This is a genomic window from Sphingobium sp. TB-6, from assembly GCF_012927365.1.
Classification (GTDB): Bacteria; Pseudomonadota; Alphaproteobacteria; order Sphingomonadales; family Sphingomonadaceae; genus Sphingobium.
This window is the reverse complement of the sequence record NZ_JABBGL010000001.1, coordinates 98,869-121,843: the sequence shown is the minus strand read 5'-3', so window position 1 is coordinate 121,843 and position 22,975 is coordinate 98,869. Positions and strand designations below refer to the sequence as shown.

Here is a 22,975-nt window from a genome sequence, read left to right as displayed (position 1 = left end):
ATCTCCTAGGCAGACCCTTATGGTCACACAAAAAACTGGGTTACCCACGTCGCCACGACAGCGGGCTTTTCCTGCCCCTCGACTTCCACGCAGATGTGCTGCGTCTGCTCGAAGTGGCCGGGGTTCTTCTCTTTCACGCTCCTGAGCGTCGAAGCCGAACGGATGCGGCTGCCGGCCTTTACCGGCGACACGAACCGCACGCGGTCAAAGCCGTAATTCACGCCGACCTTGATGTCCGGCAATCGCGCCGCCGTGGTCTTTTCCTCAAGATAGGAAAGCAACGACAGGACCAGAAAGCCGTGCGCAATGGTGCCCCCGAAACGGGTCTCGCGCGCCCGCTCCGGATCGACATGGATATGCTGCCAGTCCATCGTCGCATCGGCGAAGCGGTCGATCATCGCCTGATCAACCGTCAGCCAATCCGAATGGTGCGTGACCCCGGTATCGGCCTGCAAGCGCACCAGCATGTCGCTCATCCGGCGTTCGCTTCGTCGAGCGACCGGCCACTGCGCGCAGCATCGACCAGAAGCGGTGACAGCGAGAAGTCGTCGCCCAGCCGATCCGCATAGCGCTCAAGGTCGGCAACGACGGTGGCGAGGCCGACCTGCTCCGCCCAGAACATCGGTCCGCCGGTATGTCGCGGCCAGCCATAACCGTAGATCCAGACGACATCGATGTCCGATGCACGCTGGGCGATGCCCTCGCTCAGAATCTTGGCTCCTTCATTGACCATGACGTGCATGGTGCGAACCATGATTTCCTCGTCGGAAATGGCGCGCGGCGTCACGCCGGCCTTCGCCCGGAACGCGTCGATGATCCCGCTCGCGACCGGGGAGGGAAGATGACGGCGCTTCTCGTCATAGTCGTAGAAGCCGCCACCGGCCTTCTGCCCCCAGCGGCCCACGGCATTGAGCGCGTCGCGCAGGCTTTCGATACGGGTGGGGTCGCGATGCCAGCCGATGTCGACGCCGGCGAGGTCGATCATCTGTAACGGCCCCATCGGCATGCCGAAGGCGACCGAGACACGGTCGATCTGATCGGGCGTCGCGCCTTCCAGCAGCATCTCCATCGCACCCTCCAGTCGAGGGTCCAGCATCCGGTTGCCGATGAAGCCGAAGCACACGCCCGATACCACCGGCACCTTGCCGATCTTGCGCGCGATCGCCATGCCCGTGGCCAGCACGTCCGGCGCAGTCTTGTCGCCGCGCACCACCTCGACCAGCTTCATGATATTGGCAGGCGAGAAGAAATGCAGGCCGACAACGTCCTGCGGCCGCTTCGTCGCCTGCGCGATCTCGTCGACCGAGAGATAGGATGTGTTGGAGGCGAGGATCGCGCCCTGCTTGGCGATGCCGTCGAGCCGCGCGAAAATCTCCTTCTTCACGTCCATATTCTCGTAAACGGCCTCGATGATGAGATCGCAGTCCGAAAGGGCGTTGAAATCCAGCGTGGGCGTGAGCAGCGCCAGCGCGCCCTCAACCTGCGCGCTGGTCATGCGCCCCTTGGCTGCGGTGGCCTCATAATTTTTGCGCATCAGGCTTGTGCCGCGGTCGAGCGCTTCCTGGGCCATCTCTACGATCGTGACCGGAATGCCGGCAGACAGGAAATTCATGGAAATTCCGCCGCCCATCGTGCCCGCGCCGATCACACCGACCTTTGCGATGGACCGCAACGGCACATCCTTGGGCTGGCCGTCGATCTTGGCGGCGGCGCGCTCGGCAAAGAACGCATGGCGCAACGCCTTCGATTGCGCGCCGTCCATCAACCGATGAAAAAGGCTCCGCTCCTTCTCCTGCCCCTCGGCAAGCGACAAGGTGGTCGCCGCCCGGACGGCCTCGATACAGGCCTGAGGCGCGTCGAGACCCTTGATCTTGCGCGCATTCTGTTCCGCGAACCGGTCGAACTCGTCCCCCTCGAAGGAAACGGCACGCGCGCCGGTGGGACGCGGCCGGTCGAGCGTCGCGGCGTAAGCGATGGCGTCTTCCACCAGGCTTGCCTCCGGCGCGATCTTGTCCAGCAGACCGATTTCCAGCGCCTTGGTCCCTGAAATGGGGCTGCCCGAAACGATCATGTCAAGCGCAGCAGGGATGCCGACGAGGCGGGGAAGGCGCTGGGTGCCGCCGGCACCGGGTAACAGACCCAGCGCGACTTCGGGTAGCCCGAGCTTCGCGCTCGCGGTCGCCACGCGATAGTGCGCGCCCAGCGCGACCTCCAACCCGCCGCCCAGCGCGGAACCATGGATGGCTGCGACGACAGGCTTGGCACTGGCTTCGATCGCGTCGATCACCGCCGCAAGTCCCGGCTCGGCGAGCGGATTGCCGAACTCGGTGATGTCGGCGCCCGCGCTGAACATCCGCCCCGCCCCGTGGATCACCACGGCGGAAACGCCATCGTCGGTCTGGGCGGCCTGCACCGCCTGATAGATTCCGCGCCGGACATCCTCGGACAGCGCATTGACGGGCGGATTGCCGATCTGGATTTCCAGAACAGTGCCGTGGCGATGCGTTTCGATCATAATATCTCTCTCAAAAAATGGTTTCGCCCAGAGCGCTCGGTCGGGCGAAGGGGTGAGAAGTCGAAAGCCCTGCATCCACGACCAGGGCGTGCCCGTTGACGTAGCTGGCCTCGTCCGATGCGAGAAAGGCGATAGCCTGAGCGATTTCGGCCGGATGTCCGCCGCGCCGGAGCGGGTTGAGCTTGCCGATCGACCCCTCCCGACCCTTGGCGTGCGCCTTGTCATACAGGTCTTTGGTCATGCCGCTTTCGATGAGGCCGGGGCAGACCGCGTTGACGCGAATGCCCGATCCGGCAAGCTGCTGGGCTGCGATCTGGACGAGGTTCATGACGCCCGCCTTCGACGCCGAATAGGCCGGACCGCCCGCCCCCGCGCGCAGCGCCGCGACCGAAGCGGTGCAGACGATGGAGCCGATCCTGCCGGTATCCAACATGGTCCTGGCGCCAAGCCGGACGGCCAGAAACGGACCGATCAGGTTGATGCGCAACACCTGTTCCCAGCTTTCGACACTCTGGTCGAACAATCCGGCTTCGCCGCCCGTCACGCCCGCGTTCGCGCAGACGATGTCGACGCCGCCGAAGCGGCTTGTCGCCAGCGAATACATCGCCAGCACATCCTCCTCGCGTCCGGCGTCGCCCTGCATCGTGACGATGGCGTCATCCCCAGCAAAGCTGTCCGCCAATGTCGGGCTTGTATCGAACGCGATCACCTGCGCGCCTTCATTTGCGAACAGATGCGTTGTCGCGGCGCGGATGCCTGAGGCCGCGCCAGTAACCGCCACAACTTTATTCGTGAAGCGCGCCATGATTTTGATCCTGTATTCACGCCACCGGGGCAATGGTCATGCCGCCGTCCACGACGATGGCCTGACCGGTCACATAGGAAGAGGCGTCGGATGCAAGGAAAAGGGCGGTTCCCGCCATTTCTCCCGGCTCCCCGATGCGGCGCAGCGGGATTTGGCGACTGAACGCCTTCTCCTTTGCGGGATCTTCCCATAGCGCTTTGGCGAAATCAGTCCGTGTCACGCCCGGCGAGATGGCGTTGACCCGCACCTTATGGGGTCCAAATTCGACAGCCAGATTGCGGACCATTGCCAGATCCGCCGCTTTCGACAGATGATAGGTGCCGATGGTGTCCGAACCGATATAGGCGCCGATCGACGAAACGATGACGATCGATCCCGATTTGCGCTCGATCATGGACGGCGCGACCGTCTGCGCCAGCCAGTGGTTCGACAGGATGTTGTTTTCCAGAATTTTGCGGAACTGGTCGTCGTTGATACCCAGAGTGGGGCCGTAATAGGGGTTGGACGCCGCGTTGCAGATCAGGATATCGATCGGGCCGAGTCCCTCCTGGGCGTTCTTGACCAGCGCCTCAAGCGCCGCCTTGTTCGAAATGCTGGCTTCGATGGCGATTGCGCGCCCTTCGCCGCAACGCGCGTTGATGGCAGCCGCAACCTCGTCGCAGGAAGCCTGTTTGCGGCTGGAAATGACAACGCGAGCGCCCGCGTCGGCCAATGCCTCAGCGATGGCGCGGCCAATGCCCCGCGACGATCCCGTCACGATTGCGACCTTGCCGCTCAGGTCAAACAATTTGCTCATATTTCATTCCTTACTTCCTGTTGCGGCGTGCCGCATTCCATCTGCCGCCGATCCGCGTCGACCGGTATCAAAGCCTCGCCGGGCCTATCGCCATGCCGCCGTCGATGAGCAGCGACTGACCCGTCATGAAGGCGCTGGCCTCGGCCGCCAGATAGACAGCCGCACCTGCCATTTCGCCCGGCACGCCAATGCGGCACAGGGGCGTGCGCTTGGTTACCTGCTCGACACCAGCCGGGTCTTCCCAAAGCCGCTTCGCGAAATCCGTCTTCGTGATGCCGGGCGAGATCGCGTTCACCCGAATGCTGTGCTTGCCGAGTTCGACCGCAAGGTTGCGAACCATCTGGAGGTCGGCGGCCTTTGACACATGGTAGGTGCCGATCATGCCGGACCCGAGATAGGCGCCGAGCGAAGCGACAATGATGATCGAACCGGCCTGCCGCTCGATCATTCCAGGCGCGACAAGCTGGACGAGCCACTGGTTGGAGAGAATGTTGCCGTTGATGATCTTGTGGAATTCATCGTCCGGAATTTCGAGCGTCGGTCCATAATGCGAACTGACCGCCGCATTGCAGACCAGAACGTCCACCGGCCCCAGCCGCTTTTCCGTCTCCGCGACCAGCGCCCGCAGATCGTCCTTCACCGCAATGTCCGCCGCGATCGCCACCGCGCATGTTTCACCCAGATCCGCGTTGATCGCCGCGGCAGCCTCCTCGCACGCATCCAGATTGCGGCTGGATATGACGACTTGTGCACCCGCATTGGCCAGCGCTTCCGCGATCGCGCGCCCGATACCGCGCGACGACCCTGTCACGATGGCGACCTTGCCACTGAGGTCGAACAGATTTTTCATATCACTCTCCAATCTTTACGGTTCGAGGGCACCAGCCAGCCGGGCCTGTTCCCAGCCGAGCCGAGCCATCGGCACGAGCTTCGCTGCGGCCGTTTCCGCCTCGAGGCTTGAGGCTGTGCCGTCGATAATGCGTTTGCGGATCCCCTGGATGATCCCGACGATCCGGAAGAGGTTGAATGCGAAATACCAGTGGGGATTCGCGATGCGCGGCCGCCCGCTTATCGCGCAATAAAGGTCGGTAATTTCTTCGAGCGAGGGAATGCCCGCCGCCTCCAGATCGACATTGCCAAGAGCCGCAAGACCATCGGCAGGCATCAACCAGTGCGCCGCGAAATAGCTGAAATCCGCCAACGGATCACCGATCGTGCTCAATTCCCAGTCGATGACCGCCAGCACCTTCGGCCCTGACGGCTCGAAAATCAGGTTGTCCAGCCGATAGTCGCCATGAATGATCGTCGACGCCGTCTGCTCGGGCACGGTCCGGGCAAGCCATTCCATCAGCTTTTCGACTTCCGGCACATCCTCGGTTTGCGAGGCGCGATATTGGCGGCTCCAGCGCGCCACCTGCCGCTCGAAATAATTGCCGGGTCGGCCGTAATCCGTCAGGCCGACCTGCGCCGGATCGAACCGATGCAGCCGCGCCAGCGTTTCCACCATCTGCTCATAGATCGCCCGGCGCGCCGCTGGCGTTTCATCGGGCAGCGCACCGTCCCACAGTGTCCGCCCCTTGATCCGCTCCATGACGTAAAATGCCGATCCGATCACCGCTTCGTCCTCGCACAGGGCGATGGGACGAGGCACGGGAAAGCCTTCGGGATACAGCGCGCTCAGCAGCCGATATTCGCGGTCGACGGCATGGGCGGAGGCCAGCAACGCGCCCGCAGGCTTGCGACGCAGCACATAATGCTGCGTTGCCGTGTCGAGCGCGAAGGTCGGGTTCGATTGACCGCCCGAGAACTTGTCGAGCTTGATCGGGCCTTCGAACTCCGGGACATGAACGTCCATCCACGCCGACAATTTGCCGACGTCGACGCTATTGTCGACCGCTGCCGTTTCAGACATCGCGGTCATCCCCCACCTGCCCTGGGACGAAGAAGGGCGAGCACTCCCGGCATCAGCGCGCAGCCCCGACATCGCCGCTCGACAGGCTGTCACCCGTCACATCCTTGTATTTTTTGAACTCCGCCCGCGCGATGGCGCGCGCATGCACTTCGTCGGGACCGTCCGCCAGCCGCAGCGTGCGGGTGTTGGCCCAGTCGAAGGCAAGGTCGAAATCGTCGCACACCCCCGCGCCGCCATGCGCCTGAATGGCGTCGTCGAGGATCTGGCACGCCATCATCGGCGCCTGGACCTTCAGCATCGCGATCTCGACCTGCGCGCTCTTGTTGCCGGCCTGGTCCATCATGTCCGCCGCCTTGAGGCAGAGCAGCCGCGTCATTTCGATGTCGATGCGCGCGCGCGCAATCCGTTGCTCCCACACCGACTGGCTGGCGATCGGCTTGCCGAATGCCTGACGCGAGAGCAGGCGGCTCGCCATCGCTTCAAGCGCGTTCTCAGCCACGCCGATGGTCCGCATGCAGTGATGGATGCGGCCCGGCCCGAGCCGTCCCTGCGCGATTTCGAAACCGCGCCCTTCGCCCAGCAGCATGTTGCTCGCCGGAACCCGCACATTGTCCAGCACGACTTCGCCGTGCCCATGCGGCGCATGGTCGTAGCCATAGACGTTGAGCATGCGCTTGATCTGCACGCCCGGCGCATCCATCGGCACCAGGATCACGCTTTGCTGACGATATTTGTCGGCATTGGGATCGGTCTTGCCCATGACCACCGCGATCTTGCAGCGCGGATCGCCGGTGCCGGTCGACCACCATTTGCGGCCGTTGACGACATAATGATCGCCATCACGCCGGATCGACGTCTGGATGTTGGTGGCATCCGAACTAGCAACGTCGGGTTCGGTCATCAGGAAGGCGGAACGGATTTCCCCGTTCATCAGCGGACGCAGCCACCGTTCCTTCTGCTCCAGCGTGCCGTATCGGTGGAGTACTTCCATGTTGCCGGTATCGGGCGCGGAGCAGTTAAATATCTCCGAACCCCAGAATACCCGACCCATCTCTTCGGCGCACAGCGCATATTCAAGGTTGGTCAGTTGCTCACCCTCGAACACAAAGCTGTTATCGACATGTTCCTGACCCGAATGCGGGGGCATGAAGAGGTTCCACAAGCCCGCCTCGCGGGCCAGCGGCTTCAGCTCCTCGATGACCTGCATCACCTTCCAGCGGGGTTCGGCCGCGACTTCGGCTTCGTAATCGGCAAGGCGGGGCTTGACGTTGGTCTGGATGAACGCGCGCACGCGATCACGAAAGGAAGTCTGGCGGGCGGTAAGTGCGAAATCCATTGTTTATTCCTTAAATAATGCCGTGTCGTACCGCGATGTCAGTCCTGCATCGCATCGGAGAGAAGCAGCGTGCGCACTTCATTTTTCATGACCTTGCCATTGGCGTTGCGCGGCAACGGCTCGGCGTGGAAGCGGATCACCACCGGGATTTTGAACGCGGCCAGCCGTTCGCGCAGCCAGAGCTTCAGCTCATCCTCGCTGACTTCATGGCCTTCCGCGATCAGGCACATCGCGCCGGGTTCTTCGCCCAGCCGGTCATGCGGCAGAGCGACCACCGCCGCATCCGTGACGGCGGGATGGCTGAACAGGGCGTTTTCAACCTCGACCGCGTAGATATTCTCGCCGCCGCGGATGATGACGTCCTTGCTGCGGCCGACGATCGTGCAAAAGCCTTCCTCGTCCAGCCGGGCCAGATCGCCCGTATGCAGCCAGCCATCCCCGAAGGTCGCTTCGGTGGCTTCGGGATTCTGCCAATATCCCATCACGATCTGCGGTCCCCGAACGCATAATTCCCCGATCTCGCCAATGGGCAGTGCCTCGCCCGCCTCGTTGACGACGCGCAGGTCGTCGACTGGAAGCGGCGGCCCGCAGCTGTCGGGCCGGTTCAGATAGTCTTCCGCACTATGCCCGGTGATCGTGCCGGACGTTTCCGTCATGCCCCAGCCATTATAGGGCACGGCCGACAGTTCCCGTTCGATCAGGAAAGGCAGATCCGGCGCTGCCGGTGCACCGCCATAGGGGACATAATTGAGCGAACTGAGATCGAACCGGCTCCTCTCAGGAGAATCGATCAACTGCCACGCGATGGTCGGAACGCCGCCCGCCGATGTGATCCGCTCACGCTCGATGAGCGCCATTGCTTCGACCGCATTCCATTTGTGCATGAGCACGACCTTGCCGCCGCATGCGAAGGCTGACATCAACAGCGCGGCACAGCCGGTCACGTGGAACAACGGGATGGTCATCAATGTGACCGATGGGCCAGGCTCGCTGGCCGGCTCGCCCCGGCGCAACGCGCCGCGCTGGGCGATGAAATCGATCGCCACCAGGCCCGAAAGCATGTTGCGGTGCGTGCCCAGTGCGCCTTTCGGCCGACCCGTCGTCCCGCTGGTGTAGAAGATCGTCAGCGGGTCGTCGGGGTTCATCTTCACGTCCGGCAGCGGCAGTTCGGGCAGCAGACCATAGTCCGCGACCGCGCCGATGATGGATTCAAGCGAGACGATGCCGGGACGGGACGAACGAGAGACGATCATTTTCAGGCGATCCGCAAGCGCCGAACCGCCGCTTGTCACGCGCTCAAAGCGTTCGTCATCGCAGATGAGGACGGTGGAGCCGGACTGTTCGAGCGCATAGCCAAGTTCCTCTCCCGTCCACCACGCGTTGAGCGGCACGGCGATCGCACCGCAAACCGTCGCCGCGAACAGCACCACCGGCCATTCGGGAAGGTTGCGCATCGCGATGGCGACGCGATCCCCCGGCTTGACGCCCTCACGGACGAGATGGTCCGCCAGCGTCGCAACGGCGCGGAACCAGCCATCATAAGTGACGCGCTCATCGTTGAGGACCAGGAATTCCCGCTCGCCATGTCTGGCCCGCACCTGCTTTGCCAGTTCAGCGACGTTGGCAGGCAGGCTCGCCCATGTCCGCAATTCGCGGCCGTTGATGATGGCCGTGCGGATTTCGAAGCGCGAACCCGGAACGCAGAGTTGCGCTTCTGCCTCCTTCAGCGACATGGCCGGCCAGGATTTAGTCATTCTGCGCTCCTACGCTTGCAAGTTTATCGACCGGAGCCGCCTCGACATCTCCCAGAAACGCGGCGATTTCATCCACTGCGCGACCCGCTGCCGACAGTTCCTGCGGAAAGAGGTGGAAGGCATGCGGCAGGTGCGGCCAGATGCTGAGATGAACCGTCACCGCCAGCCGCCAGAGCGCGGCGGCAAAGGCGACATCCTGATCCCGCAGATATTCGTCGGATGACGCCTGAATGATGGTCGGCGGGAATCTCTCAAGGACATCCAAAGGGGCTGCGGCAGGCGAAACCAGTGGATCGTCCACTGTCGTAACGCCCTGAAGATACAGCTCAGCGATCCTGGTCTGCGTCGTCGGCTCGCATGTCGGATCGTCGGAACCCGGCGGCATCCGGTCAGGCGGACGGAAATCGACGACGCCCGACAGGAGGGCCAGCGCATCGGGCAGCCGGGCGTTGCGGGACAAAAGGTCGATCACGAGCGCGGCGGAGAGATTGCCGCCCGCGCTATCGCCCATCAGGGCGACGGTGGCGGCCTCCAGCGGGCCCGCCGGCCCGTTGGAGCATGCATGGGCGTAAGCCCGCCCGGCATCCTGAAGACCCGCCGGAAACGGATGATCGGGCGCAAGGCGATAGTTGACCGCAAACACCGCGCGCCCGGTCTTTCGCGCGATAAGATCGATCAGATGGCGGTGCGTGTCTATCGACCCGGCGAACCAGCCGCCGCCATGGATGTAGACGATATGGTGGCCGGACTTCGCCTGCGGCGGGACGAACCATTCGGCCGAACAGGTGCCGAGATCGACGAGCGTCGTGGAGCATCCGAAGTCGCGCTCGGCACCTGTCAGACAGTAATTGTCCATCACATAGCGCATCGCGACCGCAAGATCATCCATGTCATCCGAGCGCGCGATCAGGCCTGCTATATGGTCTTTGACTATTCGGGCCTGCGCCACGCTCGGATGTTCGGTCGGCATCGGTTTGCTGTCGTTTCTCTCTAGAAGTGGTAGCCGAACGACGCGCCGATCTGCCGCGGCGGCTGATACTGGCTGAGCGCGAGCGATCCGATCAGCGCCGACACCACGATCACATTCGATTTGACCTGTTTGTTGGTGATGTTCTTCGCAAACAGGCTCGCCGTGATTCGCCGGTCTTCGCTTTCATAGTTCAGGGACAGGTTGAGCTTGCCCACCGCTGACTGCGACGAGACCGGGATGTTGAACTCGCTGAAATACAGCCGTGACTTCCAGTCGTAACGGGCACCCAGCGTGACCTTGCCCGATGAGAGCGGCACGTCGTAATAGCCGCCGGCGCTAAAGCTGTAACGAGGCGCCTGGGGCAAGCTGTTGCCATCAAGATCGAACCTGCGCGTGCCATCGGGATCAATCGTTCCCAGATCGGGGCGGGCCGGATCACCGGTGCGGAAGCGATCGAAGGTCGCATGGAGATAGGCGCCCGACACCTCGAACCGCAGCGCCTCGACGGGCCGGATGACGGTTTCGGCCTCGACGCCGTAGATGGTTGCCTTCGCGGCGTTGACGACCTGTGTCGACGCGCCATTGATCTGGTTCACCTGAAGATTATCATACTTCATGTGAAACGCAGCGATGTTGGCCTGCAATCCGTGATCGAAGAACCAGCCTTTCAGGCCAGCTTCAAGGTTGGTGTTCTTTTCCGGATCGAAGGCGGGAGCAAGACCGCCGGCCGAAAAGCCGCCCCCCTTGTAGCCAGTGGCATATTTCACATAGGCGTCGAGCCTCGTGCTGAAGGCATAGGATGCGCCCACTTCATAGGTGACCTGACTGGACGAGGTGCTCTGCCTCGGCAGGATACCGACGTAGCTATTATAATCGTCGAGATCGACCTTCTTGTCGTGCGTGTATCGCAGGCCGGCAAAAACCTTTGCCTCGGGCGTCAGCGCATATTGGGCATGCCCGAAGAAGGCGTAGGAAGTGGTGTTAATCTTCGCACCCAGATCGACTGGCATGGGCAGCAGGCTGATCGGAACCGAAATATCCTGCTTCAGCTTTTCATGAAAATAGTTGGTGCCGATGATATAGGTGAACGGCTTGGACGCGTCGGACGTGTAAAGCAGTTCCCCATAATATTGATGGGTCTTGTTGTTGAAGTCGGAATAGGTGTGGAGCGCATCGGTTCCGTCGCCGTCCTGAATATTGTGGATCTTGGTGTCCGCATAGGAGCCAAGCGCCTTGAGATCGCCGCTCCCCAGCGCCCAGTTCAGCGTCAGGTTGACATTCTTACCCTCGACCCGCCTCATCGCTTCATTGTTGTACACTTCGCGCTTGCTGACACTTCCAAGCGGTTGCCCGACGAGAATTGCGGGAAGGGGCTGGTCGGGGTCGGGCGTGCCTTCGAGGAAGGTTGCCGGGCCGTTGGAGTGATCGCGCTGATATTCGACAAGCAGCCGGGCGTTGAAGCTGTCGGAAGGTTCCCATTTGATCTGGCCGCGAACCGACTGGTTGTTCGCGTCGTCCAGTCGGCCCGGCGCGTTGGACGTGACAAGATTGTTCGAATAGCCGGGGCTGTAGGTCTTCGGCGTCGACAGGTTCTTCGTATAGCCGCGGTTATAGGTCTGCTGGGCGGACATGCGCGCGGTCCATTTACCCGATGCATCGAGCGCACCGCTGACATAGCCTGACGTGTTGATCCGGCCTGGATCAATGCCCGCCGTGACATCGAAGCCGTAATGCAATTCCCGGGTCGGCTCGTTCGGGATGATGTTCACGGCCCCGCCCGTGGCGTTACGACCAAAGAGCGTGCCTTGGGGACCGCGAAGAACCTCCACACGCGCCACGTCCAGGAACGTCGACAATGTGAGCGCGGGCTGGGCCATGTATACGCCGTCTACCTGGATGGAGACGCCCGCATCGGACCCGGCGTTGATGGACGACCCGTTGCCGATGCCTCTGATCGCGACGTTCGCTGAGTTGTAGCTATTGCCGATCTGGATGTTCGGATTGGGACCGACAAGATCCGTCAGCGCCACCGTCTGAGCGGCACGCAGCTTGTCGCCAGAATAAGCCGAAACCGCGATGGGCGTCTTCAGGATAGTCTCGCTTCGGCGGGATGCGGTAACCACGATGTCCTCTAACTGGTCCTGACCGCTTCGCCCCTGCGCGGGCGCGTCGGGCGTCTGCGCATGAGCAGCCGGAACAACGGCAGCCCCGCAGAGCAACGCAAGCACGCAATAGCCTTTCGTCATGATACCCCTCCATCAGTTTTGTCTTTTTGTGCTGATTCGTGTTGTATTGATTTCGGCTCGATGGAGAATGATGGTTGATCGCACCCGCGATGTCGCAATTTGCCGCAAGGAGGAAATCGCGTTTCGATCAATCGGCTTAGAGCCTGTTTGAGAATGCGCCTATTGGCGCATTGCGGCACCAGCCCTCTCCCCCACCCGGCCACCCAACGGCAGTATTTTATGGGTGGCCGGGTGGGGGAGAGGGTTGGTGCCGCCTCGGAAATCGCTCTTCCGCGATTTCTCAAACGGACTCTTACACCCAGAAACGGCCGGAGGAGATCATGGTCAGATCATGGGCAAACTCCCGGCGCACATGGGCCAGATCCTCCGTCCGCGAACCGCTGGCCACCAGCCGGATCAGTTTTCCGGTGAACAACGCCTGAGACAGTAGCGGATCGAGGGGCCGCAGCGACGAGGAGATCGGTGTCAAAAGACGCCGCCAGGCGCTGTGCTGGTCCGCAATGTCGGCCCAGATCGCCGATTGCAGCGACGGCTGGCGGCTGGCTTCAAGCCAAACCCGGTAGATTGCGAGACTTTCCAGCGCATATTCCGTCGCTTCGCGGAAGAAGATGACGGTCGTTCGATCGATCAGCCTTTCAAGGCTTTCTTCCCCGCGTTCCAGCGAGGCAACGATGCGATAGCGATCCTTCGCATTTTCGAACAGGCGATGCTGGGCGGCTTCGATCAGGCTGGCGGTTGTGGGAAAGTGGTAAAAGGCCCCGGACGGCGAAAGCCCCGCCTTGCTGGCCATGGCCTTGAGGCCGATCGCCGTCTGCCCCTTCGAAACCAGTTCATCCAGGGTCGCCGTCAGGATCGCCTCCCGCGTCACCGCCGACTTGCCGCTCAGCCGCGCAGGCTTGGCGGCGGAGGCCTTCTCGCCATGTCCCCACCTGTCGAGGGGGTCTTCGCCGCCATCGAACACCGCCCTCAGATCGTCCTCGGTAGGACGAAGAACCAGCACGAAAAGAAGAAGTCCGACCGTTATGTCACCATAGGATCGCACAGCCAGCTCGTTGTCGTCACCGCCTGATGAAAAGGCCCATTCGCTCCAGACTTTTGCTGCAGCAGCGAACCAACGGCGGGCCAGCGCAAGAGATTCTGGGTGGCGTGGCGCATCCAGCATGATTTCGGTCCAGCAGGCGCTTCGCACACGTTGCTCTCTGCCCACCTTGATTAGAAATTCCACAAGCCAGGATCGGGGGCACCCCGTCCCTCCCTTCCCGCTCGGCCCGGCAGCGTCATCGCGGGGAAGAAGCAGCGTATCTTCATCCAGCATTTCCTGTGAAGCAGCGGCCAGGATGTCGAACTTGCTGGCGAAATGGTAAGTTGTCGACGCCAGGGAAACGCCTGCGGTGCGAGCGATCTCCCGGTGCGTCATGCCCGCAATCCCGCGATCCGCCAAAACGAGGATCGCCCCTTCGATGATCCGTTTGCGGGTTTCGACTGACCTCGCCTGAGCAGGCGCTCGCTTTGGTCCACGTGTCCTCACGCGCGTACCCGGGATGGTGGAAAGGCGTCGGGTCACAGGCAATTCAGGACTGTCCTCTACTAAGGCATGGGTGGCAGGCATTGCCTTGAACCAGTTTTTGTCCTATAGTACAAATTATTTCAAGGACTGGCCTCGCAACGACGAGCCGCCAACAGAGAGGCTGGATATGAAAGCGAACCTCTGCCGAGTTCAGGATTCAAGCGGCTATCCGTCGATGTTCGGCTCTCAGACATGGCCCAGCGCGATGCAGGATAGCCGGTCGGTCCTGTTTTCAACCGCAGCCCGTAATTTCGGCGCCGAACAACTTTCCAGACATTATGTCGAAACATTTTTCGGCGTGGAACGGGCGCGCGCGCTGATGGCGGGAGCCGGGCTGTGCGATGCGCTGGGCCAACTGCCCGCGAGCATTTCGCGTGTGGATTTCTGGAACCTGTGTGTCGATGGAATTTACAAATATGACGATGAGGGACACGGGTGCACCCCCCGGCCACTACCGAAGGGCAGTTGGACCGTGATCTTCACCGCGGTGAACCACATGGATTCGGTGAGCGAAGGACTGAAGCGCTTCTGCGAGTTCGTTCAGGTCATTCCCTCCGGCATGACGGTATCGGTTGGCTATGGCTCCGACGGCCTTAACATCACCTACGCGATGAATGATCTGTCCGAACGGGGCGAAATCTATGTCGAGCTGATCGCGATGGTGTTTCATTGCGTCCTGGTCTGGGGCACGGGCCAATGGATCGAACCCGTCCGCACGAGGCTGTCGAGCCTGTTGGGCGATCGCGACGAGTCGCTTCTGACCGGACTTGCGACCAGTTGTTGGAGGCACGGAACCGGCGTCTCCATGGTCTATCCCAAGGAAATTCTCGACCTGCCGCTCGGCGTGCGTCGCTACAAGAGCTTCTCCTTCCACGAATCGTCCGTCTTCATGGAAATCGCGCAGAGATCGCCGCGCTCGGTGCGTTCGGATGCGTCCAGTTCGATCGTCGATGAATTGCGCGTGCTGATGCAGGAGGAAATTCCCAATCAGCGTGTCGCGGCCCGCAAGCTCGGGATGAGCGCAGCGACCTTGCAGCGCCGGCTCACGCAGGAAGGAACGAGTTTCCGTGAACTTTCCCGGGAAGTCCGGATGCGGAAGCTCTGCACCCTGCTGGCGACCGACGCCAATCTGGACGACATCGCGTTCGATCTCGGTTTTTCGGATCGCCGCAGTCTCTGGCGCGCCTGCTTCGACTGGCTCGGCATGTCGCCGACAGCCTACCGGCTGCAACGACGCCTGTGTGACAACTAGACCGGAGCGCGCGCTGGTGCGGACAGACCTGCTGGAGCGTTTTCTAAGCAGATAGAATCATCTGCTGACTCGGAAAACGCGGCAAAACAAAGGTCTAGAGCAGCCGATCCGATGCAATCGGGTCGGATTCTGCTCTAGGCAGGACTATCCGCGCCCTGCCTTATATGGTCGAGCAGCAGATTCGACACGATGTCGGGGCATTGATCGACGATGAAATGTCCCGCCCCTTCAACGGTCACGAACCGGAACGGTCCAGTGACATAGTCGGACGTCAGTTCCGCCGCATATCGCCCAACCGTCGCGTCTTCGGTGCCCCAGATGTAGAGGGTCGGCAGGTCGATGGAGGGTGTCTCGGCACCCGTGAAGCCGCTGGCGCGATACCAGTTGATGGCGCCTTCCACGCCGCCCGGCTCGGCAAGCTTGGCGATATGCACCGCCGCGATCTCTGGCGGCACATGCTGGGTTTCCAAAGCCTCCCGCAAGGGGCGAAGCCCGTCAATGCGCATCCGGGCATAGGCGTCCGGATCCTTCAGGAACCGGTGATGGCGTGAGCGCTCCGGCTGCTCCGGGTCTTCCGCCATCGCCCGCGCGAAAGCCGCCGGATGGGGCCGCGACAATATGCTCAGGGTGCGAATCCTGTCCGGATGAGCCGACGCGAGCAACCACGCGATCTGCCCGCCCCAATCATGTCCGACCAGATGGAAGTCAGCAATGCCCAGCGACCGCATGAGGTCCGCCGCATCCTGGACGATGAGTTCCACGCGATAGGAATCCTGCTCTGTGGGGCGCGCGCCCGTGGAATAGCCCCGCTGGTCGGGCGCTATGACGCGAAATCCCGCGGCCGACAGAGCCTCTACCTGAGGATGCCACATATAGCGCGATTCCGGAAAGCCATGTAGCAGCAGAACGGTCTGCTCATTGCCGTGACCCGCAATGTCGACGGTGAATTCAAGGCCATTCAGGCTGACGCAACGCGTTTCGATCATGTCTGTCTGCTATCGGCCGATTATTCTGCGGTCGGGCTTTTGTAGAACGAATATCGCATCGTCGAGAAAAGCCGGTGGACCATCGGTTCGAACGCTTCGAGCGGCATGGTGTCGTAATTGGCGTCGAAGGCGGACTGATCGTAAAGGTGACAGAAATCCGCCGTATACTCAAAGTGCGGGTGCCCCCTGAACTTGTCCCGCATATGCTGGTCTTCACCGATATGATGGAAGAAATAATAGCCCTGGAAGATGGCGTGCTTTTCCACCATCCAGTGGTTCTTTTCCGAGACATAGGGCTTCAGGATCGCCGCGGCGAGATCCGCATGATTGCCTGAACCCAGCGTGTCGCCAATGTCGTGCAGCAGAGCGCACACGACATATTCCTCGTCCATTCCCGCCCGATAGGCGCGCGTGGCGGTCTGGACGCTATGTTCCAGCCGATCCACGGGATAGCCGCCGAAATCACCGTCCAGCAGCTTCAGATGCGTCAGGATCCGGTTGGACAGTCCCGCGTGGAAGGGCTTGTAATGGCTATCGATGATCGCCCAGTCCTCTTTGGTGGAATCGGCCATTTGCGTGAAATGGGTGGTGGCGCCTTCGATTTCCTTGGGGTCGGACATTATCAGACTTTCTTGTATCAGACGGGATGCGCAATGGCGCGATAACGCCATCGCGCATGTATTCGGTCAGGCATCGAAACCCGGCAGTTCGCGATGGAGGCGACGCAGGCAACCGGGCCAGATCAACTCGTAAGCGGATTGACCGCCCTCCAGTCGAAGCGGGCCGCGCGCAGCCATCTGGGCGGCCACCGTCTCCTGCGCCTTTTCGGGTGCGATCAGCACCTTGTCGCGCCCCGCTGTCAGCGCCATGACCTGAATCTTGCAGGCCCGTTCCAGGATGAACATGGTGCGCCAGCAATCGCCAGCGTCCAGGCCAACGGCCAACGTGCCGTGATTGCGCAGCAGCATCGCTGCGTTGTTGCCAAGGTCGGCGACCAGCCGCTCGCGCTCGTCCCAATCGAGCGCGATGCCTTCATAGTCGTGATAGGCAAGTTCCGGGAGCACGGCCAGCGCAGTCTGGCTGAGCGGCAGCAACCCTTCCTGCTGCGCCGACACGGCAATGCCCTGGTCGGTATGCAGGTGCATCACGAACTTCACATCTTCGCGCGCGCCATGGATCGCGGAGTGGATGGTGAAGCCCGCCGCATTGACCTTGTAGTGCGTATCCTGGACGACATGGCCGTCCATATCGACCTTCACGAGCGACGACGCCGTCATTTCCTCGAAGAAGATGCCATAGGGATTGATGAGGAAATGATGGTCCGGCCCCGGCAGCCGTGCCGATATATGGGTATAGACCATATCGTCCCAGCCATGCAGAGCCACAAGCCGGTAGAGCGCGGCGAGATCGACGCGCATCTGCCACTCCGCCTCGCTTACCTGGCTCCTTAATGAAGGTGCCGGCGACCAAGAACCGTCAGCCATTTCAATCTCCTTTAGCTATTCCATCGAGAAGCGGGCCATCGACATCGGCGGCGAGCAGATTTCCTGTCACTTTCCCGTCCTTGCAAGATAGGCGATGTCGTTGGCGGTGTTGGCGCTAATGTCCGGCGCGCATCTCGGCAAAATCTCGACCGCATGCACCGTCCCGATCAGGGAACGACACCGCGCGGGCACCCCGGCCGCCAGCAGCTTGCGATAGAAAGCGACGCCTTCGTCATGAAGGGGATCGCATTCGTTCACGCTGATGACCGTTTGCGGCAAGCCCTTGAGATCGGCTTCGGACGCGAAGATGGGCCATGCCAGCGGATCCTGACGCTCGAACGCCTCGATACCATAGGCCAAGGTAAGACGGTTGTTCCCGATGCTGATGAAGATGCCCTCATTATTGTGGGATGAGGGATGGTCGGGATGCGGCCACTGACCGGCGATAAACGGGCAAAGCGAATAAACGCCGTTTATAAGGCCGATGTCGCCATCGCGATTGAGCTTCAGCGCGGTCGCCAGGGAGAGATTGCCGCCGCCGCTTTCGCCGGCGAGAGTGATCCTGGCAGGATCGATCTTCAATTCCTCGGCATGCGCATGGACCCATTTCACGCCCGCGACGCAGTCGTTCAGGCCGGCGGGAAAGGGAGCCACTTCCGGAGCGGACGAGGGAAGCAGGCTGTTGCGGAAATCGACCATCGCGACCGCCACGCCCTGCGCCGCGATGATGCTGCCCCATCCGCGGTAGTTGGGATCGAAGGCCGACAGATACGCCATACCGCCGCCATGCATATAATAGACACAGGGCAGGACGTCCGTGCCTTCGGGGCGGATATACTGGATTTTGATTTCATTCCCGTCCGGCTGCGAAATGAACGTCTTGGTTTCGTAGACAAGGCCGGCGGATGGAGCGGACTCTTCGCACACGGCCGCCGCGAAGAAGTCGGCATCTGCTGCCACAGCTTCCTGCGCCTCCGGAGTGTGCATGAACGCGATCACCTCTTCGCGCGTGAGCAAGTCGGGCGCAGTCGGCGCCCCATACTCGCCAAATATAGCTTTGATCCGTGGATCGATCCGGTGGTCATTAAAGAGCTTTGTCATTCTGTGCCTCTCCGCTTTTTTCGCATTCCGCCCGATCGCGCGCACGGCTCCATCCATGTGTAGCAGGACAGGAACCGATGGACTCGCCTGGAACCGGGCCGATTATCAGCGCGAACTGCTGTCCCAATCATGCCATCCGCACGCCATGGGGCAATGACCAGCCTTCGCAACCCTCTGGTCGCGATTTACGGCAAAGCGCCTTCAACCGCGTGAAATTCGGCGGGATCATGACAGCTTGGCGAGAGCAAGCACGATCTCCGCAAAGCGTTCCGGTTGTTCCTGCTGCACCCAGTGACCGGCCCCGTCGATAAAGTGAATGGAAACCGGGTCCGCCGCCAGCCCGTCCCGCATGATTTCCATCAACCCCGGCGCCTGATATGGACCCCAGTCAACCTTACCGGCAACGAAGGCCACCGGCATGGTGAGGCGCTGGCCGTGAAACGGCGACATATCCCGGCTGGTCATGCCTTCTGCCAGAGCGCTGCGATACCAGTTGAGCGCGGGCTGGAACCCGGTGCGGGCAAATTCGGCGGCGGCGACCGCCAGATCAGCATCGCTCAGCCATGTGCACGCCGCCACCTGCCTGGCGTCGGGCATGACGGCAGCGGCGATCTCCGCCATTCCGCTTTGTGCCGGCATGCAATAATAATGCGGCAATCGGGCAAGGTCTGCGCCGGTCCAGCTCTTGAGCGGGGATGGCCTGCTCCCGTCCCAGTCGGCGCTTTTCTGATGATAGTAGCCGCGCAGAAACTGGTGAATCCCCTGTGGCGGATGCCACATGTCGTTATTCGCGTCTGGGCCTGAATAATAGGCTTGGTAATGTTTGCGCGGCTGCGGCAGTCGCGCAAGTTCCTCATGGACCGGATGGTCGAGGAAAGGCGCGGCCGGCGCGGCGCCTTTCGGGGGCGCGCCCCCGAAAGGCGATGCTGAAAGCACGAGGCGGCGGATCATGTCCGGCCGCGCGAGCGCGCAGAAGCCCGCGACAATCGAACCCGCATCATGGCCGATCAGCATCTCGATCGAAGAAAGATCGAGTGCTTCGACGAGGTTGAAGATATCCTTCGCCAGATTGCCTGTGGCATAAGGCTCCAGATCCGTGTGATAAGCGTCCGGCTGAGGGGTGGTGCGGCCAACACCCCGCTGGTCGGGCGCGATCACATGATAACCAGCCGCCGCCAGAAGCGGCATCAGCCTGCGCCAGCACCACGCCAGTTCGGGAAAGCCATGCAGAAGAAGAATGGCGGGCCGATACTCCTCTTCAAAACCGGCTTCGAGAATATGCATGTCAAGATCGCCGACCCCGCTGACGATGCGGGACCGGATGCCATCGGGCAAAAGGGACCGGGGAAGCGGCCTGGGATGACTGGTGGAATGCCCGGCCACTCTAATGCCCGCTGAAAAGGGGCGCGCGCTTCTCCGCGAAAGCCCTGACTCCCTCAAGATGGTCCGCCGTTTGCGAACAATCGATATGGCAGCGCACTTCACGATCCATATAGGGGCCAAATTCGGAGGACAGCGCCCTGTTCAGATGCTCCTTCATATAGCCGAGCGCCTGGGGCGGAGCGGACGCAAGGCGCCGGGCGATTACGGCCGCCTGCTTGGGCAGGTCTTCGGCTTCATACACCCAGTTCGTCAGCCCCATGTCCAGCGCCCGGTCGCTCGATATACGTTCGGGCAGGAACATCATCTCTCTGGCCCGCGCCGTCCCGACGAGCCGGGTGAGCAGATATCCGATGCCGAAATCCCCCGACAAAGCGACGCTCGCGAACGCCGTGAGCAGGAAAGCCGGGCGGGCCATGACCCTGAGGTCGCAAGCCAGCGCCAGCGCGAAACCCGCACCCGCAGCCGGGCCGTGGATGATGGCCATGGTGGGCTTGGCCATCGCGACCAGCCTGCCCGACGTCGCGCGCTGAATGGCGCATTGATACTCGACGCGATCGTCTAGTTTGGACGGCGTTATAGGGTTCTCTCCCATAGCCTTGACGTCGCCACCGGCGCAGAAGGCACGGCCACTTCCCTGAAGAACCACGCACCGCACTTCGTTACTGCCTTCGGCAAATGCGAGTTCGCGGTCCATAGCTTCCAGCATCGGATCGCTCATGGCATTGCGCGCTTCCGGCCGGTTGAGCGTCAGCGTCAAAATGCCTTGGTCCAGCGTCGACAGCAGTTCAGGCGTTCCTGTATTCCGGCTTCCCAAGCCATCCTCCTCTTGATTATCTCGCATACCTAACCGAGCCTCGTATCCCTAGGCCGCGCGGATCTGCTCCGGGGTCGTGGTGAGGCAGGTGACGTCCAATGCATTCACCAGCCCCAGGTCGATCTGCGCGCGCGGCAGTTGGTAGCGGAAGAAATAGTCGCAGGTGGCGCGCTTGGCCTCATAAAAAGCCCTGTTGGTGGCACCGCCTTCTTCCATGCGGACGGCGACCATTGCCTGCCACAGCCACAGCCAGCCGATGACGACCGTCCCGGTCGCATCGAGATAGAGCGTCGCGTTGGCAAGGCTGCGCTCCATTTCGGGCTCCGCCAGGGCCGCGGCGGTGGCGTCGGTGACCCAGACGAGAGCTTCTGTCAGCTTGGCCGCATGGCCGGACAGCGCGGGGATGTGCGCTGCTTCGCTGATCGTGGCCTTGATGCGCTCGATCAGGAGGGCAAGGCCGCGCCCCTCCTCCAGACGGACTTTCCGTCCCAGAAGGTCGATGCCCTGAATGCCGAACGTGCCTTCGTAGATATGGTTGAGCCGATTGTCGCGATAGAGGCGCTCTACCGGATGATCGCTGGTATATCCCGCGCCACCCAATATTTGCATCGCCCATTTATTTGCCTCAAGGCAATGTTCAGACGGCCATGACTTGACGATCGGCGTCAACACTTCAAGCAGCAGGGCGACGTCAGCGTGATCCGACTCGCCCCCGCCATTTTGCTCGTCGACCAGCAGCGCGCAATAGGTGCACAGCGCCAGCGCGCCTTCGACCGCCGCCTTTTGCGCCAGCAGCATGCGCCGGATATCGACATGCTCGATCAGCGGAATCTGGGGCGAGCCGGGATTCTTCTGGCCGATGCGGCGGCCCTGAAGGCGCTCGTTCGCATATTCGAGCGAGTAGAGATAGCCCATCAGTCCCGACATTGTCGCGATATGCCCGACACCGATGCGCGCTTCGTTCATCATGTGGAACATCGCGTGCAGGCCCTGGTTGGGCTTGCCGATCAGATAGCCGACCGAAGCACCGTCCTCGCCGAAATTGAGCTGGCAGTTGGTCGTTCCGCGCTGCCCCATCTTGTGCGCCAGACCGACCAGCGTCACATTATTGTCTTCTCCCGGCCGGCCTGCTTCGTCGAGGCGCTTTTGCGGGACGAGGAACAAGGAGATGCCCTTGACGCCGGCGGGCGCGTCGGGAAGCCGGGCAAGAACGAGATGAACGATATTCTCGCTCATGCGGTGGCCGCCGCCGGAGATCCATATCTTGGTGCCGCGCAGATGATGGGAGCCGTCGCCCACGGGATCGGCCCGCGTCGTGATGTCGGACAGCGACGAGCCCGCCTGCGGTTCGGACAGGCACATCGTGCCCATCCAGCGCCCCGCGATCATATGTGACGCGTAGCGGGACTTCTGCTCCTCCGTGCCGAATGCCAGCAAGAGACGTGCCGCCGCCGCGGTCAGCAGGAAGTAATTGGCGATCGCGACATTGGCGGCACTGAACATGCCGTTGACGGTCATGCTGACCGTATGCGACATGCCCAGCCCTCCGACTTCCTCGGGAAAGCTCTGCGCCGAAAGACCTGCCTCGCTATAGGCATTCAGCGCACGAGCGACATAGGCCGGCATGACCGCTTCGCCATTCTCGAAGGTCGGTGGAACGGCGTCGAGCGTGGCGGCCGTAGGCAGATATTCGGCTTCAGCGATGCGCTGCGCCGTATCCAGAAGCTGTGAAATCAACTCCCTGTCCTGCCCTTCGAAGGGGCCGGACGCATGCGCCTTCTCCAAATCGAACATGTCAAACAGCAGAAAGTCGAGATTATGACGGTCGACGATGTAGCTCACGGTAACTCCTGGAAGCCAAGCGGTGCGCGAAAGAGGCGCGATTGGCATGCGCGCGGTTGTACCTTGAGGACTTTTGGGCATGGCGGCTAGGACGGTTTGATGCAGCCGCAACATCGCAATCTCGCTCAAGCCGCGGGGTCCGCGTGAGCGCAGATTGAACAGGCTGATTGCAGGAGAGCGGAATGGGAATTCTAATATTCACACAGAGTTAG

Annotated in this window: 19 protein-coding genes; 1 reads left to right on the top strand and 18 read right to left on the bottom strand. The window is 61.7% G+C overall.

Features of this window, described 5'->3' with window-relative positions; translation table 11 throughout:
• Positions 1–23: 23 nt before the first annotated feature.
• The 11 genes from HHL26_RS00500 to HHL26_RS00450 form a co-directional block, all read right to left on the bottom strand.
• Positions 24–476, bottom strand: a complete 453-nt coding sequence (locus HHL26_RS00500; RefSeq protein ID WP_066563484.1) for a MaoC family dehydratase — start codon at positions 474–476, stop codon at positions 24–26.
• On the bottom strand, positions 473–2,515 hold the full coding sequence (locus HHL26_RS00495) for a 3-hydroxyacyl-CoA dehydrogenase NAD-binding domain-containing protein (protein WP_169575666.1): 2,043 nt from the start codon (positions 2,513–2,515) through the stop codon (positions 473–475). The genes HHL26_RS00500 and HHL26_RS00495 overlap by 4 nt, the downstream gene beginning before the upstream one ends.
• Before the next feature lie 10 nt (positions 2,516–2,525).
• Positions 2,526–3,320, bottom strand: a complete 795-nt coding sequence (locus HHL26_RS00490) for an SDR family NAD(P)-dependent oxidoreductase (protein ID WP_169575665.1) — start codon at positions 3,318–3,320, stop codon at positions 2,526–2,528.
• Positions 3,321–3,336: 16 nt separating this feature from the next.
• A complete protein-coding gene (locus tag HHL26_RS00485; protein WP_169575664.1) occupies positions 3,337–4,116 on the bottom strand; it encodes an SDR family oxidoreductase in 780 nt (259 codons plus the stop codon).
• A 67-nt stretch (positions 4,117–4,183) separates the two neighbouring features.
• Positions 4,184–4,966 (bottom strand): SDR family oxidoreductase, encoded by a 783-nt coding sequence (locus HHL26_RS00480; RefSeq protein ID WP_087575710.1) that lies wholly within the window; start codon positions 4,964–4,966, stop codon positions 4,184–4,186.
• Between the two features lie 15 nt (positions 4,967–4,981).
• Entirely contained in the window at positions 4,982–6,037 is a 1,056-nt protein-coding gene (locus HHL26_RS00475) for a phosphotransferase family protein (RefSeq protein WP_240962244.1), read from the bottom strand.
• A 43-nt stretch (positions 6,038–6,080) separates the two neighbouring features.
• Positions 6,081–7,364, bottom strand: a complete 1,284-nt coding sequence (locus HHL26_RS00470; protein ID WP_169575663.1) for an acyl-CoA dehydrogenase family protein — start codon at positions 7,362–7,364, stop codon at positions 6,081–6,083.
• 38 nt (positions 7,365–7,402) lie between these two features.
• The gene (locus tag HHL26_RS00465) at positions 7,403–9,118 is read right to left on the bottom strand and encodes an AMP-binding protein (RefSeq protein WP_169575662.1); all 1,716 of its coding nucleotides are present in this window, start codon (positions 9,116–9,118) and stop codon (positions 7,403–7,405) included.
• The gene (locus HHL26_RS00460; protein WP_169575661.1) at positions 9,111–10,007 is read right to left on the bottom strand and encodes an alpha/beta hydrolase; all 897 of its coding nucleotides are present in this window, start codon (positions 10,005–10,007) and stop codon (positions 9,111–9,113) included. The genes HHL26_RS00465 and HHL26_RS00460 overlap by 8 nt, the downstream gene beginning before the upstream one ends.
• A 101-nt stretch (positions 10,008–10,108) precedes the next feature.
• Positions 10,109–12,334 carry a TonB-dependent receptor gene (locus HHL26_RS00455; RefSeq protein WP_087575714.1) on the bottom strand — a complete coding sequence of 742 codons (2,226 nt, stop codon included), beginning with the start codon at positions 12,332–12,334 and terminating at the stop codon, positions 10,109–10,111.
• Positions 12,335–12,626: 292 nt separating this feature from the next.
• Complete coding sequence (locus HHL26_RS00450) at positions 12,627–13,943, bottom strand: TetR family transcriptional regulator (RefSeq protein WP_277349329.1); 1,317 nt, start codon at positions 13,941–13,943, stop codon at positions 12,627–12,629.
• Positions 13,944–14,028: 85 nt separating this feature from the next.
• On the opposite strand from HHL26_RS00450, the gene HHL26_RS00445 reads away from it, so the two are divergent.
• On the top strand, positions 14,029–15,153 hold the full coding sequence (locus HHL26_RS00445) for a helix-turn-helix domain-containing protein (RefSeq protein ID WP_169575659.1): 1,125 nt from the start codon (positions 14,029–14,031) through the stop codon (positions 15,151–15,153).
• A gap of 134 nt (positions 15,154–15,287) precedes the next feature.
• On the opposite strand, the gene HHL26_RS00440 is transcribed toward HHL26_RS00445, so the two are convergent.
• The 7 genes from HHL26_RS00440 to HHL26_RS00410 form a co-directional block, all read right to left on the bottom strand.
• Complete coding sequence (locus HHL26_RS00440; protein WP_169575658.1) at positions 15,288–16,139, bottom strand: alpha/beta hydrolase; 852 nt, start codon at positions 16,137–16,139, stop codon at positions 15,288–15,290.
• 20 nt (positions 16,140–16,159) lie between these two features.
• Positions 16,160–16,759, bottom strand: a complete 600-nt coding sequence (locus HHL26_RS00435) for a phosphohydrolase (RefSeq protein ID WP_169575657.1) — start codon at positions 16,757–16,759, stop codon at positions 16,160–16,162.
• Positions 16,760–16,825: 66 nt separating this feature from the next.
• Entirely contained in the window at positions 16,826–17,623 is a 798-nt protein-coding gene (locus tag HHL26_RS00430) for a class II aldolase/adducin family protein (protein WP_169575656.1), read from the bottom strand.
• A 66-nt stretch (positions 17,624–17,689) separates the two neighbouring features.
• The gene (locus tag HHL26_RS00425; protein ID WP_169575655.1) at positions 17,690–18,724 is read right to left on the bottom strand and encodes an alpha/beta hydrolase; all 1,035 of its coding nucleotides are present in this window, start codon (positions 18,722–18,724) and stop codon (positions 17,690–17,692) included.
• A gap of 225 nt (positions 18,725–18,949) precedes the next feature.
• The gene (locus HHL26_RS00420; protein ID WP_169575654.1) at positions 18,950–20,008 is read right to left on the bottom strand and encodes an alpha/beta hydrolase; all 1,059 of its coding nucleotides are present in this window, start codon (positions 20,006–20,008) and stop codon (positions 18,950–18,952) included.
• 100 nt (positions 20,009–20,108) lie between these two features.
• Positions 20,109–20,921 carry an enoyl-CoA hydratase-related protein gene (locus HHL26_RS00415; protein ID WP_240962242.1) on the bottom strand — a complete coding sequence of 271 codons (813 nt, stop codon included), beginning with the start codon at positions 20,919–20,921 and terminating at the stop codon, positions 20,109–20,111.
• A 48-nt stretch (positions 20,922–20,969) separates the two neighbouring features.
• The gene (locus HHL26_RS00410) at positions 20,970–22,763 is read right to left on the bottom strand and encodes an acyl-CoA dehydrogenase (RefSeq protein WP_206377291.1); all 1,794 of its coding nucleotides are present in this window, start codon (positions 22,761–22,763) and stop codon (positions 20,970–20,972) included.
• Between the last annotated feature and the right edge of the window lie 212 nt (positions 22,764–22,975).

What these genes read in the sequence shown, in the direction of transcription:
- HHL26_RS00500 (WP_066563484.1), bottom strand. Translation starts at nt 476, where the DNA reads ATGAGCGACATGCTGGTGCGCTTGCAGGCCGATACCGGGGTCACGCAC.
- HHL26_RS00495 (WP_169575666.1), bottom strand. Translation starts at nt 2,515, where the DNA reads ATGATCGAAACGCATCGCCACGGCACTGTTCTGGAAATCCAGATCGGC.
- HHL26_RS00490 (WP_169575665.1), bottom strand. Translation starts at nt 3,320, where the DNA reads ATGGCGCGCTTCACGAATAAAGTTGTGGCGGTTACTGGCGCGGCCTCA.
- HHL26_RS00485 (WP_169575664.1), bottom strand. Translation starts at nt 4,116, where the DNA reads ATGAGCAAATTGTTTGACCTGAGCGGCAAGGTCGCAATCGTGACGGGA.
- HHL26_RS00480 (WP_087575710.1), bottom strand. Translation starts at nt 4,966, where the DNA reads ATGAAAAATCTGTTCGACCTCAGTGGCAAGGTCGCCATCGTGACAGGG.
- HHL26_RS00475 (WP_240962244.1), bottom strand. Translation starts at nt 6,037, where the DNA reads ATGACCGCGATGTCTGAAACGGCAGCGGTCGACAATAGCGTCGACGTC.
- HHL26_RS00470 (WP_169575663.1), bottom strand. Translation starts at nt 7,364, where the DNA reads ATGGATTTCGCACTTACCGCCCGCCAGACTTCCTTTCGTGATCGCGTG.
- HHL26_RS00465 (WP_169575662.1), bottom strand. Translation starts at nt 9,118, where the DNA reads ATGACTAAATCCTGGCCGGCCATGTCGCTGAAGGAGGCAGAAGCGCAA.
- HHL26_RS00460 (WP_169575661.1), bottom strand. Translation starts at nt 10,007, where the DNA reads ATGGATGATCTTGCGGTCGCGATGCGCTATGTGATGGACAATTACTGT.
- HHL26_RS00455 (WP_087575714.1), bottom strand. Translation starts at nt 12,334, where the DNA reads ATGACGAAAGGCTATTGCGTGCTTGCGTTGCTCTGCGGGGCTGCCGTT.
- HHL26_RS00450 (WP_277349329.1), bottom strand. Translation starts at nt 13,943, where the DNA reads ATGCCTGCCACCCATGCCTTAGTAGAGGACAGTCCTGAATTGCCTGTG.
- HHL26_RS00445 (WP_169575659.1), top strand. Translation starts at nt 14,029, where the DNA reads ATGAAAGCGAACCTCTGCCGAGTTCAGGATTCAAGCGGCTATCCGTCG.
- HHL26_RS00440 (WP_169575658.1), bottom strand. Translation starts at nt 16,139, where the DNA reads ATGATCGAAACGCGTTGCGTCAGCCTGAATGGCCTTGAATTCACCGTC.
- HHL26_RS00435 (WP_169575657.1), bottom strand. Translation starts at nt 16,759, where the DNA reads ATGTCCGACCCCAAGGAAATCGAAGGCGCCACCACCCATTTCACGCAA.
- HHL26_RS00430 (WP_169575656.1), bottom strand. Translation starts at nt 17,623, where the DNA reads ATGGCTGACGGTTCTTGGTCGCCGGCACCTTCATTAAGGAGCCAGGTA.
- HHL26_RS00425 (WP_169575655.1), bottom strand. Translation starts at nt 18,724, where the DNA reads ATGACAAAGCTCTTTAATGACCACCGGATCGATCCACGGATCAAAGCT.
- HHL26_RS00420 (WP_169575654.1), bottom strand. Translation starts at nt 20,008, where the DNA reads ATGCATATTCTCGAAGCCGGTTTTGAAGAGGAGTATCGGCCCGCCATT.